General features: G+C 60.8%; 17 protein-coding genes. 7 read left to right on the top strand and 10 right to left on the bottom strand.

Going from position 1 to position 18,751, the window contains the following annotated elements; translation table 11 throughout:
- From H6B30_RS13910 to H6B30_RS13895, 4 genes are all read right to left on the bottom strand, one after another.
- Positions 1–498 (bottom strand): hypothetical protein (locus H6B30_RS13910; protein ID WP_205111612.1); only part of this gene is annotated, 498 nt, incomplete at its 3' end.
- A gap of 287 nt (positions 499–785) precedes the next feature.
- Complete coding sequence (locus tag H6B30_RS13905) at positions 786–2,795, bottom strand: LTA synthase family protein (protein WP_239484064.1); 2,010 nt, start codon at positions 2,793–2,795, stop codon at positions 786–788.
- Positions 2,796–3,268: 473 nt separating this feature from the next.
- The gene (locus H6B30_RS13900; protein WP_239484062.1) at positions 3,269–3,655 is read right to left on the bottom strand and encodes a GtrA family protein; all 387 of its coding nucleotides are present in this window, start codon (positions 3,653–3,655) and stop codon (positions 3,269–3,271) included.
- Positions 3,633–4,847 carry a glycosyltransferase family 87 protein gene (locus H6B30_RS13895; RefSeq protein WP_205111618.1) on the bottom strand — a complete coding sequence of 405 codons (1,215 nt, stop codon included), beginning with the start codon at positions 4,845–4,847 and terminating at the stop codon, positions 3,633–3,635. The genes H6B30_RS13900 and H6B30_RS13895 overlap by 23 nt, the downstream gene beginning before the upstream one ends.
- A 104-nt stretch (positions 4,848–4,951) precedes the next feature.
- Here H6B30_RS13895 and H6B30_RS13890 point away from each other — a divergent pair, with 104 nt between their 5' ends.
- Positions 4,952–6,109, top strand: coding sequence for a glycosyltransferase family 4 protein (locus tag H6B30_RS13890; protein ID WP_205111606.1), 1,158 nt, complete (start codon positions 4,952–4,954; stop codon positions 6,107–6,109).
- Positions 6,110–6,174: 65 nt separating this feature from the next.
- A complete protein-coding gene (locus H6B30_RS13885; RefSeq protein ID WP_205111604.1) occupies positions 6,175–6,951 on the top strand; it encodes a glycosyltransferase family 2 protein in 777 nt (258 codons plus the stop codon).
- A gap of 26 nt (positions 6,952–6,977) precedes the next feature.
- Here the strand turns inward: H6B30_RS13885 and H6B30_RS13880 are convergent, their stop codons facing one another.
- From H6B30_RS13880 to H6B30_RS13870, 3 genes are read right to left on the bottom strand one after another with little or no spacing between them, the layout of a single operon-like run.
- Complete coding sequence (locus H6B30_RS13880; protein WP_205111602.1) at positions 6,978–7,904, bottom strand: capsular polysaccharide synthesis protein; 927 nt, start codon at positions 7,902–7,904, stop codon at positions 6,978–6,980.
- An 11-nt stretch (positions 7,905–7,915) separates the two neighbouring features.
- Entirely contained in the window at positions 7,916–8,731 is an 816-nt protein-coding gene (locus tag H6B30_RS13875) for a glycosyltransferase family 2 protein (protein ID WP_205111601.1), read from the bottom strand.
- A gap of 38 nt (positions 8,732–8,769) precedes the next feature.
- A complete protein-coding gene (locus H6B30_RS13870) occupies positions 8,770–9,585 on the bottom strand; it encodes an O-fucosyltransferase family protein (protein ID WP_205111599.1) in 816 nt (271 codons plus the stop codon).
- A gap of 827 nt (positions 9,586–10,412) precedes the next feature.
- Here H6B30_RS13870 and H6B30_RS13865 point away from each other — a divergent pair.
- Positions 10,413–11,354, top strand: coding sequence for a glycosyltransferase family 2 protein (locus H6B30_RS13865; protein ID WP_205111597.1), 942 nt, complete (start codon positions 10,413–10,415; stop codon positions 11,352–11,354).
- A 94-nt stretch (positions 11,355–11,448) separates the two neighbouring features.
- Here H6B30_RS13865 and H6B30_RS13860 read toward each other — a convergent pair whose 3' ends face one another.
- Both H6B30_RS13860 and H6B30_RS13855 read right to left on the bottom strand, forming a co-directional pair.
- On the bottom strand, positions 11,449–12,258 hold the full coding sequence (locus tag H6B30_RS13860) for a hypothetical protein (RefSeq protein ID WP_205111595.1): 810 nt from the start codon (positions 12,256–12,258) through the stop codon (positions 11,449–11,451).
- 4 nt (positions 12,259–12,262) lie between these two features.
- Positions 12,263–13,189 (bottom strand): lysophospholipid acyltransferase family protein, encoded by a 927-nt coding sequence (locus H6B30_RS13855; protein ID WP_205111593.1) that lies wholly within the window; start codon positions 13,187–13,189, stop codon positions 12,263–12,265.
- Between the two features lie 363 nt (positions 13,190–13,552).
- On the opposite strand from H6B30_RS13855, the gene H6B30_RS13850 reads away from it, so the two are divergent.
- Positions 13,553–14,653, top strand: coding sequence for a TlpA disulfide reductase family protein (locus H6B30_RS13850; protein ID WP_239484059.1), 1,101 nt, complete (start codon positions 13,553–13,555; stop codon positions 14,651–14,653).
- Positions 14,654–14,691: 38 nt separating this feature from the next.
- Here H6B30_RS13850 and H6B30_RS13845 read toward each other — a convergent pair whose 3' ends face one another.
- Positions 14,692–15,486, bottom strand: coding sequence for a 4Fe-4S binding protein (locus tag H6B30_RS13845; RefSeq protein ID WP_205111591.1), 795 nt, complete (start codon positions 15,484–15,486; stop codon positions 14,692–14,694).
- Positions 15,487–15,821: 335 nt separating this feature from the next.
- On the opposite strand from H6B30_RS13845, the gene H6B30_RS13840 reads away from it, so the two are divergent.
- The 3 genes from H6B30_RS13840 to rnc all read left to right on the top strand — a co-directional run bounded on the left by H6B30_RS13840 (position 15,822) and on the right by rnc (position 18,490).
- Positions 15,822–16,058, top strand: a complete 237-nt coding sequence (locus H6B30_RS13840; RefSeq protein ID WP_004383083.1) for an acyl carrier protein — start codon at positions 15,822–15,824, stop codon at positions 16,056–16,058.
- A gap of 115 nt (positions 16,059–16,173) precedes the next feature.
- Positions 16,174–17,439: a beta-ketoacyl-ACP synthase II gene (fabF, locus tag H6B30_RS13835; protein ID WP_205111590.1), complete on the top strand. Its 1,266-nt coding sequence runs from the start codon at positions 16,174–16,176 to the stop codon at positions 17,437–17,439.
- Positions 17,426–18,490 carry a ribonuclease III gene (gene rnc / locus H6B30_RS13830; protein ID WP_421930519.1) on the top strand — a complete coding sequence of 355 codons (1,065 nt, stop codon included), beginning with the start codon at positions 17,426–17,428 and terminating at the stop codon, positions 18,488–18,490. The genes fabF and rnc overlap by 14 nt, the downstream gene beginning before the upstream one ends.
- The last annotated feature ends 261 nt before the right edge of the window (positions 18,491–18,751 follow it).

Below are 18,751 nucleotides of genomic sequence, written 5' to 3'. Positions count from 1 at the left end.
CAGGCAGACGCAAAGCAACGACAGAACCACGGCCAGAGGCCACCTCCACGGCCCGACGCCCGAGGCAAAGGCCACGATGCCAACGCCAAGCAGCAGGGCCACACCAAGCACAAGCTGAACCACGAACGACGCCACGACGCCACGGCCGGCAACGGCACCATCAGACAGGCTGCCGCGCCACTGGCGGAACCACGCCGCTACGTCGGCGCACAGGAACACAGCCAAGGCGGCAAACACCATGTTGACCACCAAGGCCGACTGCTCAAGACTGAGGCAGGCCAGGATGCCAACAAGCAGGATGCCGTCGACCATCAGCGTCTGGCCGGAAAGGCGGTGCAAAAGCCCGCGCAGGCCCAGGGCAACCACCCCACACACGGACATGCCAACAAGGGCCAAGGCCAAAAAGCCTCCGGCAATACTACCGAGCCACACGCCAAAAGCTGCAACGGCACAGCCACCCGTAAGCAGCAGCAATGATTTCCTGTCGAGATTTCCCATAATTATTGCTTGTTTATTTGTTACACATAACAACAGACAGCCATCGTTTGAACAAAAAAAATTTTGCGACAACCCACGTTCCGATTACAAATATACAAAATAAACGGCTGTCTGCAAAACAAATTACAACAAATTAAAAGACTTCACCGACAAAAAACCACAGGCAATCAACCACGGCCAGAGCCCCCGCCATAAGCTTGGGCCACAACCTCTGTTTGAGATGATGAAAGACCCAAAGGCAGGGCCGGGGCAAGTTGCAAGCAGCACCATGCCCCCGGCCCTGCCTTTCAGCGGGCAACTGACGGCCCAGCACCACCACCTCCGCCCACCACGAGGGTGTTGGTGGTCATGCGCGTCATGTATTGCTGTATGATGGCTTTCAGCTCGCGCTCCATCGCTGCCTGCTCGCTGACGCGACCCACGAGGTTGTGCTCAAGCAGCAGGTCGGTGCGGAAGCGGTAGACGGCCTTGGTGCGGCTGCCGTCGAACTGCAACAGGTAGTCGCCCTTGACATACTGGTAGATGCCGTTCAGGTAGTTGACGGCCCATGTGTCTTGCGGTTCGGTGTTGAAGAGGTCGCAGCCGAAGGCCACATACGGGCGGTCGTAGCCCAGGTAGCCCAGCACCGTTGGCATGATGTCAATCTGCTGCGCTATGGCGTCGCGCATTCCCGGCTTTATCTCGCCCGACGGGTCGAAGAATATGATGGGCGAGCAGAATCCGCCCAGGTCGGTCTGGTAATAGTCGTGGTCAGAGAGGTTGGTGTGGTCTGACGTTATCACGAAGAGCGTGTTTTTGTACCACGGCTGGCGGCTGGCCGTGGCGAAGAAGCGTCGCAGCGCGTTGTCGGTGTAGCGAATGCACTTGTGTATGGCTATGCCCTCCTCGGGGTAGACGTCTTTGTATTCGTCGGGTATTACGTAGGGGTGGTGCGACGATGCCGTGAACACAGCCGACATGAACGGCTGGCGGAACTCCGACATCTTGAGCGCGTAGAACTGCAGGAAGGGCTCGTCCCAGATGGCCCACATGCCGTCGAAGTCGCGGTCGCCGCCAAAGCGCTTGTCGTCGTTATACTCCGTGCGCCCGAAGTAGTCGTCGAAGCCCGTGGTGCGCGCAAAGGCCTGGAAGCCCATCGAGCCGTTCTCGGCCCCGTGGAAGAAAGCCGAGTAGTAGCCCTTGTGCTTCAGCTCGCCTGCCAGTCCGCTCACGTCGTTCATCGACGAGGGCGTGAGGAAGAACGGCTCCACAAACATTGGTATGCCCGAGAGTATGCTCGGCATGCCGTCGATGCTCTTGCGCCCGTTGCAGTATGAGTAGAGCCACGTGGCGCTGTGCTGCATTAGCGAGTCGACGAAAGGCGTATATCCCTTGTACTTGCCACCGTCGAGCCAATGGTTGTAGCCCCCGATGTACTCGCGGCCGAAGCTCTCTACAATGAGCACCACCACATTCTTGCGGCGGGACACCGCGCTGTCTTGCGGCATGTGCACCGGGGTGTATATGGCGTCGAGCTCGGCCGGGGCGAAATAGCCGGGCACGGTGAACACGGGCTTGTTGAACGTGCGTATGAGCGAGAACGGCGTGTTGAGCACCACGGCGGCCTCGAGCGGGCGGTCAACATACTGGTTGGCGTTGCTTATGGTGATGGGGCGCACGGCCGTGGTGGCCCCTCCGCGCATACCAATCACCGTCAGCGGCACATAGGCCAGCAGCCACAGCAGCTGAACGCCGTAGTAGGCCAACGCGGGCTTGAGCCTCAGCGGCTTGCCCACACAGGACGGGCGCGGGCCCGAGGGCATGAAGTAAAGCCGCCACAGCCCCCACACGAGCACGGCGGCAAGCACCACGAGGTACCAGTGGCGCAGCAGCTCCACGCCTACCACCGAGCCGATGTTGTGCTCGGAGGCAAACTCTGAGAACACTGTCACCGTGGTGCGGCGCCCCGTATACTGGAAATATACCGAGTCGGCAAGGTTGGCCACTATGCACACGGCGTTGCACACCACGAACACCCAGCGCGCCACGCGCTGCCAGGCGTCGGTCTCCTTATAGTGCAGGGGCAGCAGCATCAGCAGCGCGTAGAGCGCGTTGGTGTAGAGTATGGCCGACGTGTCGAACACCAACCCGCCGTGCAGTATCTCAAAAAACTTGCCCCACGTAAGGCTTGGGGCGAAAGCCTGCCAGTTTTCAAGCAGGAAAGCCAGCCGGCACACCTCGTAGACCACATAGACGAGTACGAGGTTCATCACCAGGCACAACGGCCCGGAATAAATGGATTTGCGTATTCTGTTCATTGCTATCATGAGGCCCCTCTCCCGTCTCCCCCCGTGGGGAGAAGATCTGGGTGGAAGGGTGGCAGCCCCTCTCCCGTCTCCCACGTGGGGAGAAGATCTGGGCGGAAGGGCGGCAGCCCCTCTCCCGTCTCCCCCCGTGGGGAGAAGATCTGGGTGGAAGGGCGGCAGCCCCTCTCCCGTCTCCCCCGTGGGGAGAAAATCTGGGCGGAAGGGTGGCAGCCCCTCTCCCGTCTCCCACGTGGGGAGAAGATCTGGGCGGAAGGGCGTTCTGTTAATTAATTGTTTATATTATTATATTCTATTCTATCTTACCTGTGGGCAGCCTCACGTAGGCAGCGTAATATCCCACGTGGAAAGCTCCGTCGGCAGCGTAATATTCCACTTAGAAAGCTCCTCATCGGAAACGTTGTATCCCACGTGGAAAGCTCGTCGGCATCGTAGCTTCTCCCCACAGGGGAGACGGGAGAGGGGCTTTACCTATACACCATCCTCAGTATGAGGAAGTTGGTTGGCACGGCCACCATCAGCACCAGCACCGGGGCCACGAGCCGGTGTATTCCCACGGCCACGAAGATGTTGAAGAGCACAATGTGCAGCGAGTAGTTCACCAGGTGGCTGAAGCCGAAGCCCGCCGCCTTGCCTGCCGAGACGTGCGACCTGAAGGTGAAGTGGGTGGTCATGAAGAAGTTGCACACCAGGCTCACCACATATCCCACGGTGTAGTCGACGCTGAGCCACACGCCCCCCTTGAGGAAGAGCTGCATCAGGTAGTATACGCCGTAGTGTATGGCGGCGGCCACTGTGCCCACGATGCAGAACCTGACAAACTGCATCAGCTTATCTCTGTCGGGCATTCTCATGGGCTCGTAATGTTGTTGCGGCCGTGCGCGGGGCATAGTCGCGGGTTGTCATCTCCACCACGAGCTTTATCCATATCAGCACACAGGGCAGCGCCTTGAGCGCGTAGGGTTGAACGTAGTGCTTGCGCAGGTATGCGGGGAAGAGGTCGGAGGGCGACATCGACGTAAGTATGAAGGCGAAGACCATCAGCGCCACGTCGAGCCGCGACCGCTGCCACGGCGCCTTGACATACCACAGCGCGGCGCCCGTGAGGGCTATGATGTATGTCGACGACTCGCTGCCTGTGCTGAAGAGCACCACGAAAAGCAGCGTAGAGGCCAGGAAGGCGCACCGGAAGGCCTCGTGGCGCCACTGCCCCCGGCGCAGGTATGGCAGGGCAAAGGCCGCCAGGCCGGGCACTATGAGCCACAGGTCGGAGTACGACGGGCACCGGCTTATCTTGCGCACCAGGCCGAGCAGCGACTGGTTCTGCCCGCCGCTGAACATGTTGTCGGCGTTTTTCTCGGTCAGGCTCACCCACCACGCCTTATACTGCCCCACTATATACTCGGGGCTGCTTATGGCCATGGGCAGCACGAAGAACACCGCGGCCCACACGGCCAGCCACATGGCAAAGCGGGCCTTGTGGCGCGAGAAGAAGAAGAAGGCCAGGCCCACAATGCCGTAGAGCTTGACAAACGTGCCGAGCATGACGAGGAAGGCCGCCGTGCCCTCGCGCTCGCGCTCCACGCAGACGTAGGTGCCCACTATGATGGCGGCAATGGCTATGTTGAACTGGCTCATGAACAGGGCCGTGAGCAGCTCGTGGGCGCAAAACCAGTAGACAAACACCTGCTTGCGCCACTCCATGGGCAGCCGCCTCACGGCCACATAGAGCGACATGGCCAGCATCACCTCCCACAGGAGCAGGCCCAACCACTGGGGCACCACGGCAAAGGGGGCTATCACCATGCTGAACGCCGGGCCGTAATGGTTGGTGTCAAAGTATTCGGCCGGATAGGGCTCGTAGAGCGGCAGCTGCCCCCATGCATGCCAGAAGACATACTTGAAGATAAGGAAGTTGTTGCACTTGCTCAGCTTGAGCAGCGCGGCAACCACGGGCAAGAGCAGCCACAGGCCCACCAGCGTGCGCGGGTCGGTGAAGAACGGCTTGCGGAAGAAACGCCGCAAGGCTTCGGTCGTATTGTTCATCTCGCATTCAAATTTCATGCAAAAGTAGCTATTTTTCCCGAAATGATGCCGTTATCTCAATATTTTTGCATAGTTTTGCTTATCATTAAAAACAAAGCCACGACATGAGAATAGGTTTCGACGCCAAGAGAGCCGCCCAGAACCGCACCGGCCTGGGCAACTACAGCCGCTTCGTGGTGCGCATACTGTCGCAGGCGGAGCCCGCCAACGACTACCACCTCTACACCCCCAACGCAAGGCGCACGCCCTACCTGGGCGAGATACCCACGCTCGGGGCGCTCCACCTGCACACTCCCTGCCAGGCGGTGTGGCGACGCCTTGGGTCGCTGTGGCGCGTGTGGGGCGTGGCCTCCGACCTGCGGCGCGACGCCATCGAGCTGTACCACGGGCTGAGCAACGAGCTGCCGCTGACCATAGGCAGGGCGGGCTGCCGCTCGGTGGTGACCATCCACGACCTAATCTTCATCCATTGCCCCGAATACTACCACCCCATAGACCGAATGATATACAACTACAAGTTCCGCCGCGCCTGCCGCGTGGCCGACAGGGTGATAGCCGTGAGCGAGTTTACCAAGCGCGAGCTGGTGCACTACTACGGCATCGACGAGGGCAAGGTCGACGTGGTTTACCAGGGGTGCGACCCGGCCTTCGCCGCCGACATAGCCCCCGAAGCCCTTGCCGACGTGAGCCGCCGCTACTCGCTGCCGCCGCGCTTCGTGCTCTACGTGGGCAGCATAGAGCGGCGCAAAAACCTCATGCTGGCGGCCCGCGCCGTGGCGCTGATGGCCCGTCGGGGCCGTCAGGCGGCCGACATCGTGCCTGTGGTGGCCGTGGGGCGGCACACCGACTATGAAGACGAGCTGCGCAGCTACCTGCGCAGCGAGGGGCTGGAGCAGTCGTTCCGCTTCGTCCACGGGGTGCCCTTTGCCGACCTGCCGGCGTTCTACCGCCTGGCCACGGCCTTTGTCTACCCCTCGCGCATAGAGGGCTTCGGCATACCCATGCTCGAGGCCATCACCAGCGGCCTGCCGGCCATAGGCTGCACAGGCTCGTGCCTCGAGGAGGCGGGCGGCCCACACTCAATATACGTAGACCCCGACGACGCCGGGGCCATGGCCGACGCCATCGACACGGCTTGCACCGACGGGCCGCGCCGGCAGCAGATGATTGACCGCGGGCGCGAATATGCAGCACGCTTTGCCGACAGCCGGTTGGCTGCCGACCTCATGGCCGTTTACCGCAAGGCCATGGCCCACGGCTGACAGGGACGGCAAACGCGCCACTATTGGCACCGGCACGCACAAGGCAGTAACTCAACAACAAAGATATGGGAAATGAAAGCCACGCCGATGGCATATCGGTGGTTATCAACACTTACAACGCCTCGAGGCACCTCGACAGGGTGCTGCAGTCGGTCGGCGGCTTCGACGAGGTGGTGGTATGCGACATGGAAAGCACCGACGACACGGTGGCCATTGCCCGCCGACACGGGTGCAGGGTGGTGACGTTCGAGAAACGGGGGTGCAACATAGTGGAGCCCGCACGCCAGTTTGCCATCGGACAGGCCTCACGGCCGTGGGTGCTCGTGGTCGACGCCGACGAGCTTGTGCCCGAGGCGCTGCGCCGCTACCTCTACGAAATCATTGGCAGCGACGGATGCCCCGACGGACTGTGGATTCCGAGGAAGAACTACTTCATGGGCAGCTTCCTGCACAGCTGCTACCCCGACTACATACTGCGCTTCTTCAGGAAGTCGGTCACAACGTGGCCGCCCGTAATCCACACCGCCCCGCAGGTGGAGGGCCGCGTGGGGCGCATACCGCGCAACCGAAAAGACCTGGCCTTCGACCACCTGGCCAACGACAGCGTGGGCACCATACTGCGCAAGACCGACACCTATTCAGACCACGAACTGCCGCGACGCCGCCACAAGGGCTACGGCACGGCGGCGCTATTGGTGCGCCCCGCGTTCCGTTTCTTCAAGTCGTATGTCATAAAGAGGGGATTTCTCGACGGGCGGGCGGGCCTCATCCACGCCATGCTCGACGCCGTCTACCAGTTTGCGGTGGTGGCCAAGCTCATCGAGGAGCGCCGCAGGCAGTGAGCCGCCACGGCCCACATCGCCCTTGCCTAAGGCTCAGGGCCGTTCCACAGCCGGTCGGTGAACGTTGGCGGGTGTGCCCCACCGTCGGGCTTTATCTTGTATGTCAGCTTGTGGATGAACGATCCACTGGCGGCCTCGGCCATCAGCTTGCCGTCGTAAGTCCGCCCTTCCTTCATATATCCCAGCAGCACGTGGGTGGGAGCCTCGCCCACGCGGGCCATGCGCCCGTATTCCTCGCGCGCCACGGGGTCGGCCTCGACCATGGCCTTGAACATAAGGTGGAGCTGGAAGTAGTGCAGCAGGCGGGCGTCGGAGGCCCACAGTTCCTCCATGAGCTGGCGCCAGCGGCATATGAGGTAGTTGCCCGCCGCGGCCCTGATGAAGCAGCTCTGTATTAGCGTATAGCCAAACTCGCCCTCAGAGTGGAACACGAAGAAACCGGCGCGCGATATGCTCTCGGGTATTGGGGCGGTCATGAGGCAGGTGGCGTCAATCCAGAAACCGCCGTAAGCCGACAGCAGCCATATCCGCAGCAGGTCGGAGAACTGGGCGTCGGCAATGCGCCCGGCGCGCCGCAGGGCCTTGATGCCCTCGGGCAGCGCCACATAGTCGGAATAGTTGGCCTCGGTGACGAGCACCACCTGCTGCCCCGGGGCGGCATGGCGGCGCACGGAGTCGAGGCAGCGGCGCACAAGGGCGGGCATTCGTTCCTCGCCCTGCAGCCAGCACTGCCATATATATTCCACCCCCTCCGACGGCTCGCGCCTGCGCTCCACAGGCAATGCTGCGGGCGGCGTGCGCTCAACGTAGCGCCTCTTGAAATAGGCCACGCACCGACGGTCGTTGAGCGGATGCAGGCAGTAGCGCACGCGGTGGCGCGCCTCCCTGGCGGGTATGAGCGCCGAGACGCAGGTGGCCAGCAGTTTCTGAAGCCTTACGCGCAGTGTGTTCATGTCTGTTCTTGTTATTGTTTCAGGTATTTGTCTATCCCGTTGTCACAGCGGCTTATGCGCCCCTGCTTCACCCTCTCCAGCTCGTCGAGGTGGCGCTGCTCGCCCGAGCGCGACGCCTCGGGGTGGTAAAGGTGGTAGACGCAGCCGCCCATCTTGAGCGACTTCTTCCCCACCCCTGCAAAGTGAAGGCGGAATGCTATCTCGCCGTCTTCGTGGCCCCACTGCGTGAGGTCTTCGTTGAAGCCGTTGACCCGTATCAGGTCGTCGCGCCAGAAAGCCATGTTGCAGCCCCTGAGGTGGTCTATGCGGCGGCCGTAGCGGGTGGCCATCCAGTGCCTCAGCAAGCGCGAGCGCAGGCTGTTGGCCGCAAAGCTCAGCGGCATGTTGAACAGCGTGGGCCTGAAATGCTCGTCGGAGAGCACGCGGCGCGTCACCTCGGGCGAGAGCCTGACGCGGCTGCCGCACACGAAGAAGCCCCGTTCGGCCAGTTCAAGGTGGTCGCTGACGAAGTGGCGCCCCAGCAGCACGTCGCCGTCCACCTGCAGTATGTAATCGCCCGACGCCCTGGCTATGGCCTTGTTGCGTATGGCCGAAAGGCGGAAGCCCCTGTCCTCTTGCCAGACATGAAGCACGGGTATGCCGCTTTTGCCCGCCAACGCCTCGACAACCGCACGTGTGTCGCAGGTGGAGCCGTCGTCGGCAACGATAATCTCATCCGGCGCGACCGTCTGCCTCAGCATGCTCTCAAGCGAAAGCCTCAGGGCGTCGGGCCTGTTATACGTAGTGACTATTATGCTAGTCGAAGGTGTGCTGATACTTTTTCCCATTGTCTATATATTAATGATGCTACAATAACGCCTTCTGTTCACACGTCCATGAACACGTCGGCAAAGCGGCAGAAGCTGTCTTCGGTTATCACTCCGTCATCCGGGGCAATCCAGTGGAGCGGGCGGTCGTGGTAGAATGCGGCCACGAGCGAGAAGGTGCTCTTCGGCCCCATGATGTAGTCGCACTCTGAGAGCAGGTAGAGGTCTTCGCCGGGGTTGCCCCGTGTGAGGTGCATGTCGGCCACGCCCGAGCGGCTGCGCAGCAGGCCTATGTCGACCCGGGGATCGTTGGTGGCCACGAGCACCTGCACCCTCTTGCCCGGGAAGAGGGCCGCAAACTGCCTTACGCGCTCTGCATACTCGTCGTCGGAGAAGAAGTAGGCCCCGCCCTGCCAGCGGGCGTAGTCGCCCCGGCGTATGTGCAGGCCCAGGCGCACGTCGGCCTCGGGCAGCGAGCGCAGCCATGCCGCCTTGGCCGCCACCTTGGCGGGGCGGAAGGCGAAGAGCGAGGCTATCTCGGCCCTGTATTTCATGAACAGCTGCGGGTGGCGGAAGCTCCAGCCGTCGGCGGCTATCAGGCGGCTTTGGCTCAGCAGGCGGTGCACCTCGGGGTCGGTGCGCTGACGCGGGTGCTGCAGCCACAGGCAGCGTATGAGCCTTGTCTTTATGAGCAGCTTGGCCGCGAGATAGGTGGCGGGGTTGTGCCACGGCGTTTCGCAGATGTGGAAATAGCGGTACTTGTAGGCGAAGCGCATCGACACTGTGCGCACCCCGTACTCCCTGCCCCATGCATAGATGTGGGCATACTGCAACCAGTTGTTGCACATCTGCCCATAGCCTTTTACGAATATCATTGGCTGTCGGTCGTTGTTATACAGCGGCAAAGGTAATAAAAAAAAACGAACGGCGGCCCGATGTGCATACTATATTCTCCGCCTGCCGCCTACATTACAACGGCCGCCAACAACCGGCCTGCGCCATATTCACCACCCAGAACACGTGCCAAAGCCATGTAGGCCAGCCACGGTGTGGGCCACATGTGCCGTTCCGCAGTGCAGAACGGCACGTATTACGATGTCAAACGGGCCGTTTTGCGCTCCCAAACGGCACAAACGCTGCCGCATTACGGCCCGTCGCCCGGCAGCTGCTTGCCACTGCATACCGCCATGCACGCTGCCATCCGGTTTCAAAGCATACTTTTTTACAGTAAACATCTTCCACGTGTTTCTTTTTTCACTATCTTTGCATACGATAAAGCTACACTCGGAAGACTGAGAGCAAGCTCTCTCTCCGCTCGTTTGCATTATCCTTGCATACGATAAAGCTACACTCGGAAGACTGAGAGCAAGCTCTCTCTCCGCTCGTTTGCATTATCCTTGCATACGATAAAGCTACACTCGGAAGACTGAGAGCAAGCTCTCTCTCCGCTCGTTTGCATTATCCTTGCATACGATAAAGCTACACTCGGAAGACTGAGAGCAAGCTCTCTCTTCGCTCGTTTGCATTATCCTTGCATACGACAAAGCTGCACTCGGAAGACTGAGAGCAAGCTCTCTCTCCGCTAGTTTGCATTATCCTTGCATACGATAAAGCTGCACTCGGAAATGTGAGGGCAAACCCGAACGCAGGCTGAATGCACTATGGCGGCCAATGGAATGACCACTTCTTAACAAAGGAACAAATGGACAACGGAATCGGAAACACAGACGTGGTAGGCGTGATTGTGACCTACAACCGCCTCGCCCTGCTGAAAGAGACGGTCGGGGCGGTGATGGGGCAGACGTGCCCGCTGCGCAAGACCATCATAATAGACAACCACTCGACAGACGGCACGGCCGAATACCTGGCGTCGATAGGCGGCAACAAGGCCATAGAGACAGTGCGCCTGGCCACCAACACGGGCGGGGCCGGGGGCTTTGCCGAAGGCATCAGGAGGGCTGCGCTGTGCTCGCCGGGATGGATATGGGTGATGGACGACGACACGGTGCCCGCCCCCGACGCCGTGGAGCGCATGGTGCCGTTCATGGGATGCAGCGGCGTGGGCTTCCTAAACAGCAAGGTGGTGTGGACCGACGGCAGCCAGCACCTGATGAACCTGCCCGGCCGCATCGACGACGAGGCCCGTCGCAAGGCCGCGCTCGAAAGGCTCGGGCTGGGCGAGGGCTGCGGGGCGGAGCCCATAGAGGGGGCGTCGTTTGTGTCGCTCTTCGTCCGCGGCTCGCTGCCGCGCGAGATTGGGTTGCCCTACAAGGAGTTTTTCATCTGGAGCGACGACGCCGAATACACCGAGCGGATAACCCGCCACGGATATGCCGGGCTGCTGGTGGATGGCAGCGTGGCCACCCACAAGACGGCCGAGAACTATGCGGCGTCGATAGACACGGTGCCGGCGGCGGCGGCATGGAAACTGTATTACGGCGAGCGCAACCAGTCGTTCATGCGCCGCGAGCGCAAAGGCGCATTGGCCTTCTTCTTCTCGCAGCTCAACGCCCTGCGGCTGCACGCCCGAAAGATACGCAGGCGCAAACTGCCCAAGGACGAGGAGCGCAAGCTGCTGGCAGCCTGCCGCAAGGGGCTGCTGGCGGGCTTTACGTTCAGGCCAAGGGTGGAATACATAGACTGAAGGCCGGACGGGGTGGTCTACGGGGCGCAAATGGCAATGGCACTTGCGCGGCGCGCGGCGGCAAAAGAATCGGCAATGAGATGCGCAGCCAAGGTCAGCCCCGCGAGAGGGCAAACAGCAGGCGGGCCGAGGCCACCTTAAGGGGGTTGACCAACAGGCGCTCCAACCATCCGGCAAGCCGCCCCTTGACACGGCCGTTGCCCCGCACCTGCCCGTTGGATATGCGCGAGGCAAACACGGCCTGGCCGCCGGCATGGCGGCGCTCCACCTTCTCGACGTCGAGGCGGAAGGCGCGCGGCCTGTCCGATGCGCACACACAGGCGGTGAGCACGGCCTGGTCGTGGCGGTGCTCGCGGAAGCGGGGATGTTGCTCAGAACCAGCTGCGGCATCTACGAACAGTTCGGGGTGGGCGACGGCAAGGTCGTACCACCGCCTGAGCACCTCGTTGCGCCCGCTCTTGCGGGCGATGATGAACGTGGCCTGCACCTGGCTGGCGTTCTTCCATGCGTCGCGCCTGGTGCCGAAATAGTCGAACACCTCTTTCTTGCACCACTTGGCGCTCTTGCCCTCGGCCAGGAAGAACAGCTCCTCGCGCCCGTCGACGGCGTCGAAATAGCGCTGCCAGTCGGCGTGGGGCATCAGCGTGCACCCGGCGTCGGCATACACCACAATGTCGCCCTCGGCCGCACGGTCGAGCTCGCTGACAATCACGAAGGGCTTCCACAGCCAGTAGCCCCCGCCGCGTGGATAGTCGCGGGTGTACGAGGCAAACGGCTCGGGCAGGTCGGCAGGCGTATAGAGCCTCACGGAGTCGAACACCCCTGTGGCCCGGGCCTCGCGCCCTATCCTCTCGAGCGACTCGCGGTAGTTGTCGTCGCCGTATGTCACAAACGTCTTCTTCATGCCCTCAAAGCCTGCTCAGCATCCGCCTGCGCTCCTCTTCCGAATACTCTTTGTTGAACTGCTCGCGCGTGCGCTTCCACCGGTTGTGGCTCCACAGCCAGTACTGCGGCGCGCGGCGTATGCTGTCTTCGAGCATACTGAAGTAAAGGCGGGTGTAGTGGAACTTGACATATCCGCCCGGCGGCAGCGGCATGGGCTTGAACGTACACACGTAGTAGCCCCGCCTGGGACGCTCTATGTCGGCGTAGAACACCTCGGCGCCCGTGAGCATGGTTATCTTCTCTGCCCCGGTGAACACCGGCGTGTCGTGGTTGAGGAAGTCGACCCAGCAGTGCACGTTGTGCAGCCCCGGCACCTGGTCGGCAATGTAGCCCACGATGTTTGGCCTCTGCTGCTTTTTCCATGTGACGATGGTGCGGAACGAGTTGTCCATCTCGATGTTCGTACAGCCGAAACGGCTCCTGAGGCGCTGGAAGAGCATGTCGATGCCGCGGTTCTCGAGCGGGTGGTAAATCTGCGAGCAGATGCCCTCGTCGACCAGCAGCGGCAGCGACGTTATCCACTCCCAGTTGCAATAGTGGCCCAGGTATAGCGAGCACGTCTTGCCCTGCCGCAGCCTCTCCGACAGCTGCTCATGGCCCACGAAGCGCATCCTGCGGCTTATCTGCCGCTTGCTGATGGTGAGCAGCTTTAGCGTCTCTACGAAATAGTCGCACAGCCAGGCGTAGAAGGCCCTCTCCACGCCTGCCACCCACTCTGCCGTCTTGTCGGGAAACGAGTCGGTGAGGTTTTTCCTGACAAGCGGGCGACGGTATTTCACAACATGGTATACGATGAAGAACAGCACGTCTGACAAACAGTAGAGCACCCTGAGCGGCAACAACGACACCAGGCAGCAGACTGCGTATATAGCGTGATAAGCAAAATTCATTATGACAAACTCTTTCGTTCCGTAATTGACAACAATAAAGCACTGCGGCAACAACGCCGCCAGAGGGAGGCCTGCCGCCGGCACGGCCCCGCCAATCACGCCCCGGGGCCGTTGGCGATGCAAATATATACAAAATAATCTGATTAGAAGCCTGCGGGAATAAAAATAAGAACAAAACTCTGCGAAATAGCGGCCAAAAGGGCCCCAGGGCACTTTTTACCGAAGAAAAACGGCGCGGCATTGGCCGATGACGATTTTTTCGACTATCTTTGTGCGACACAAGCCGCAACCGGCAAACGGCTGCCGGGCACGCCCGGCGCCGGAAAGCGGCACCGACGGCATAACAAACAAAACACGAGACAGATGAAAGCAATACAGAGGATGGCCCTCGCGGCCGCGACCCTGGCCGCATCGGCTACGGCGCAAGCACAAGACACAACATTCAAAATAACAGGCACCGCCCCGAAAGGCGCGCAGACCATATACCTGTATGTGGCCGGAGAAAAGGACGCCGCCGACAGCGCGGCCGTGAGCGGCGGGCGGTTTGAGCTGAGCGGCAGGCGGCAGCTGAACGCCGCGCTTACCGTGGCCGACAGGCAGGAGGGATGGACGCTGTTCAACGACGGCACGCCCGCCGACATAGACATGCGCACGCTCGAGGCCAAGGCTTCGCCACTCAACGAGCGCCTCTTCGGCGAATACCGCCGCATAAAGGCCCTCGACGACCGCGGCATGGAAATATACAATGAGTTTGAGAAGATAATGCAGGGCACCACGCCCGCCGACCAGGCCGAGAAGAGCAGGCTGTCGGCGCAGATGGACGCGCTCAGGGACTCGATGGTGGCGCTCTACATGGAGATAATAGACAGCAACCGCGACAACCTGATAGCGGCCGTGTTCATAGACAACATTTACCGCGCCACCGACTACCAGACGCTGAAAGGCATGCTCGACCCGGCAGCACCATACTACGGCCACCCGCTACTCAACAACGCCAAGACGGCGCTCGCCGACATGGAGGCCAGCATAGCCAAGCGCAAGCCGGGCACCATGGTCACCGACATAGAGATGGCCGACACATCGGGCAAGGCGCGCAAGCTCAGCGAGTGGTGCGGCCGTGGCGGCTATGTGCTGATAGACTTCTGGGCCAGCTGGTGCGGGCCGTGCCGCATGGAGATGCCCAACGTGGTGGCCAACTACAAGAAATACCACCCAAAAGGCTTCGAGATAGTGGGCATATCGTTTGACAAGGACGCCTCGGCATGGCAGGACGCCATCAAGAGCATGGGCATGGAGTGGCCCCAGCTGAGCGACCTGAAGGGTTGGAACTCGGCCGGCTCGTCTACCTACGGCATACGGTCGATACCGTCGAGCATACTCGTCGACGGCTCCGGGCGCATTGTCGACGTAGACTTGCGGGGCCAGAGGCTCGGCCAGAAGCTGAAGGAAATCTACGGGTTCTGACAGCGCTGCCGGCAGGCGACAGCCCCGGAGCGGGGCTGTCAGCGGCCGGCGAGGTACCACTCGGGCTCCTTGCGTTCGCGGCACAGCTTGGTTATCTTGCGCTGCGCCATCTTGTACATCATGCCCGAGAAGCACCGCGTGTGCTGGGAGCACACCTCGACGCACCTTCCGCACGACATGCATATGTTGCCGTCGGTGCGCGTGGGCCGCAATGGCGAGATGGCATGGACAGGGCACAGGCGCACGCAAAGCTCGCAATGGGTGCACTTCTTGCGGCTGCCCGACGGGTAGATGGGTATGGCCCCGGGCGTCTTGTAGGGCCTGTTGCCCGGCACGGCCGGCGGCACCAGCCCGTATACCGACGGCAGCGAGGCCAGCAGCGAGGCGCAGGCGTCGCCAAAGCGACCTATGGCGGCCATGTCGGCCTCGTCGGGGCGCCCGGCCGCTATCGACGTGAATATGGAGTGCCGGGCCACAAAGGCCCCCGCCGCCACCACGCCGAAGCCGCCGTCGCCGAGCAGGTCGCACAGCTCTACCAGCGCGTCGTCGTAAGCACGGTTGCCATAGACACACACCGCAATGGCCGGGGTGCCCCTGCCGCGGAAGCGCAACAGCGCGTCGGCCGCCATGACAGGCACCCGCCCGGCATAGACAGGCACCCCCACCACCATGAGGTCGCCGCGGTCGGAGAGCGCCACGTCGTCGGGCGGCTCGAGGGCCGTGATGTCGTGCTCAACAACCGTGCCCGGCAGCCGAGCGGCCACCGCCCTGACCACCTTGCGGGTGGTGTAGGTCGCACTGAAATAAACAAGATGTACATTCTCTATATTCATACTTCAGACTATCGTTGTGCGGCCGGGGCGCCGCCGGCCACATAGGCCCCGCGATGCCCCGCGCCCTTATATAAAATATGTACAAAACGATGCAGCCACACAACAGGCATCGTGCGGCTTGGGCAATGCAAAGATAATGAATTATGGCCAATAACCGGCCAACAGACAGAAAAAAGCATCAAAAAAGCTCGCCAAAGTTGCACAATCACCATATCTTTGTGCAAAAACAGATGCTTTTTACCCAAATTATTTGCGTAAGTGGATAAAAATTAGTTACTTTGCACCCGAATTTTTTGAGAATAGAAGTCATTATTAACATTTTAAAATTTACAATCATGTCAGAAATTGAATCAAAAGTTAAGGCAATCATCGTAGACAAACTTGGTGTAGACGAGGCAGAGGTAAAGCCCGAAGCAAGTTTCACAAACGACCTGGGCGCCGACTCTCTGGACACTGTTGAGCTCATCATGGAATTTGAGAAGGAGTTCGGCATTTCCATTCCCGACGATAAGGCTGAGAAGATTGCCACTGTTGGCGACGCAATAGCCTATATCGAAGAGAACGCAAAATAAATTTTTCTCACCGTCCGGGAATTGGGAAATGAGAGTTATGGCCATTGCCTGGTGGCTGTTTGCCCCGGCATGCGCATGATTCTCATTTCCGAATTCTCTTTTTTCAATTCATAGCATGGAACTAAAAAGAGTTGTTGTAACAGGGCTCGGAGCCGTGACACCGGTTGGCAACACTCCCGAAGAGACCTGGAACAACATGGTCAACGGAGTGAGCGGAGCCGCCCCTATTACATTATTTGACGCTTCCAAGTTCAAGACCCACTTTGCCTGCGAGGTGAAGGGGCTCAACGTGAACGACTACATAGACCGCAAGGAAGCCCGCAAGATGGACCGCTACACCCAGCTGGCCTTCATCTCGGCCATCCAGGCAGTCAACGACAGCGGCATGGACCTGGATGCGACAGACAAAGACCGCGTCGGCGTGATATTCGGTGTTGGCATCGGAGGCATCAAGACCTTTGAGGACGAAGTTGGCTACTACGGCGCCCACAAGGAAGACGGGCCCAAGTTCAACCCCTTCTTCATCCCGAAGATGATAGCCGACATAGCCGCCGGCCAAATCTCGATACACTTCGGGTTCCACGGCCCCAACTATGCCACCACATCGGCCTGCGCGTCGTCGACCAACGCCCTGGCCGACGCCTTCAACCAGTTGCGCCTGGGCAAGGCCGACGTGATACTGGCCGGAGGCGCCGAGGCCGCCATCTGCGCCTGCGGCGTGGGCGGGTTCAACGCCATGCACGCCCTGTCGACGCGCAACGACGACCCTGAGCACGCCTCGCGCCCGTTCAGCGCCAGCCGCGACGGATTCATCATGGGCGAGGGCGCAGGCTGCCTCATACTCGAGGAGCTGGAGCACGCCAAGGCCCGCGGAGCCAAGATATACGCCGAGATGGTGGGCGAGGGCGAAAGCGCCGACGCATACCACATCACGGCATCCCACCCCGAGGGTCTCGGAGCCAAGCTCGTGATGGAGCGCGCCCTGCAGGACGCCGGCCTGAAGCCTGAAGACATTGACTACATCAACGTGCACGGCACATCGACGCCCGTGGGCGACGTGTCGGAAGCCAAGGCCATCAAGCAGGTGTTCGGCGACGCTGCCTACAAGCTCAACATCAGCTCTACGAAGTCGATGACGGGCCACCTGCTCGGAGCCGCCGGCGCCGTGGAGGCCATGGCAAGCGTGCTGGCTGTGCAGAACGACATCGTGCCGCCCACCATCAACCACGAGGAAGGCGACAACGACCCCGAGATAGACTACAACCTCAACTTCACTTTCAACAAGGCACAGAAGCGCGAGGTGCGCGCCGCCATGAGCAACACGTTCGGATTCGGCGGCCACAACGCTTGCGTCATATTCAAGAAATATGCTGCTGAATAGTGACTTGATAGACAGGATAAAGCTCCCTTTCCGCAAGGACAAGGAGCTTTATTCTTCGCTCAGGGCCATCATGGGCTTCTACCCGCGCAACATTGAGCACTACAAGCTGGCGCTGATGCACAAGAGCGTGGCACGGCGCAACGCCAAGGGGCGCCCGCTGAACAACGAGAGGCTGGAGTTCCTGGGCGACGCCATACTCGACGCCGTGGTGGGCGACATAGTATACCGCCACTTCGAGGGCAAGCGCGAGGGCTTCCTGACCAACACGCGAAGCAAGCTCGTGCAGCGCGACACGCTCAACAGGCTGGCCCAGGAGATGGGCATCAACCAGCTCATTCTCTCGTCGACCCACTCGAACGCGCACAACAGCTACATGGGGGGCAACGCCTTCGAGGCACTGGTGGGCGCAATCTACCTCGACAGGGGTTACGACGCCTGCATGCGGTTCATGCAGAACCGCATACTGTCGCAGATAATCAACATCGACAAGGTGGCCTACAAAGAGGTCAACTTCAAGAGCAAGCTGATAGAGTGGAGCCAGAAAAACCGCGTCAACCTCGAGTTCGCGCTCGTGAGCCAGTCGAAGGAAGACAACAGCAGCCCGGTGTTTGTATACAAGGCCGTCATCGAGGGCAAGGAAGCCGGCACAGGCAAGGGATACTCAAAGAAAGAAAGCCAGCAGCTGGCGTCGAAGGAGGCACTGCAGAAACTCCGACGCGAGCCGCAATTCATCGACGCCGTGTTCGCCGCCAAGGCCGAGCGCACCAAGATGGAAGAGGAGCCCGTGGCCACCGTGCCCGCCACCGACGACAAGGCCGACTTCATCATAGCCAAGGCTGAGGCCGCCGCCGCGCAGCCCAAGAGGCGCAAGCCGCAGGCCGAGAAACCGGCCGAGGCCCCCAAGCAGGCCGAGGCTGCCGACGACCACGACGAGTTTGACCTGTCGGACATCACGGCCACGCCCAAGGAGATGTCGCGCGAAGAGATAATAGCAATGGCCGAAGCGGCCGCCTTTGCCGAAGGCGAAGGCAGCAAGCCGGCACAACAATAGCCCCGCAGGGAAAGAGCAAGCCGGGGGATGCAGCAGGCAGGCAACCGCAACGGGCGGTAGGGCCGGGCCGGGCTGCATCCCCCGGCTTTTTCCATGCCCGGGCCTGCCCGCCAGGCGCCCCGGCCCTACGGCTCAGCAGACAAATCCAGTTTTTTTTTTAGGAGTGCAGGAGTACAGGAGTACAGGAGTGCAGACAATAGTTTTTGTGTATAATGGAGTTAGAGGAAGGCAGAAGGAGTTACAAGGAGTTAGAGGACAATA

This window comes from Marseilla massiliensis, from assembly GCF_016899955.1.
Taxonomy (GTDB): Bacteria; Bacteroidota; Bacteroidia; order Bacteroidales; family Bacteroidaceae; genus Prevotella; species Prevotella intestinigallinarum.
The sequence above is the reverse complement of the archived record's forward strand: the minus strand, read 5'-3'. Positions and strand labels throughout refer to the sequence as shown.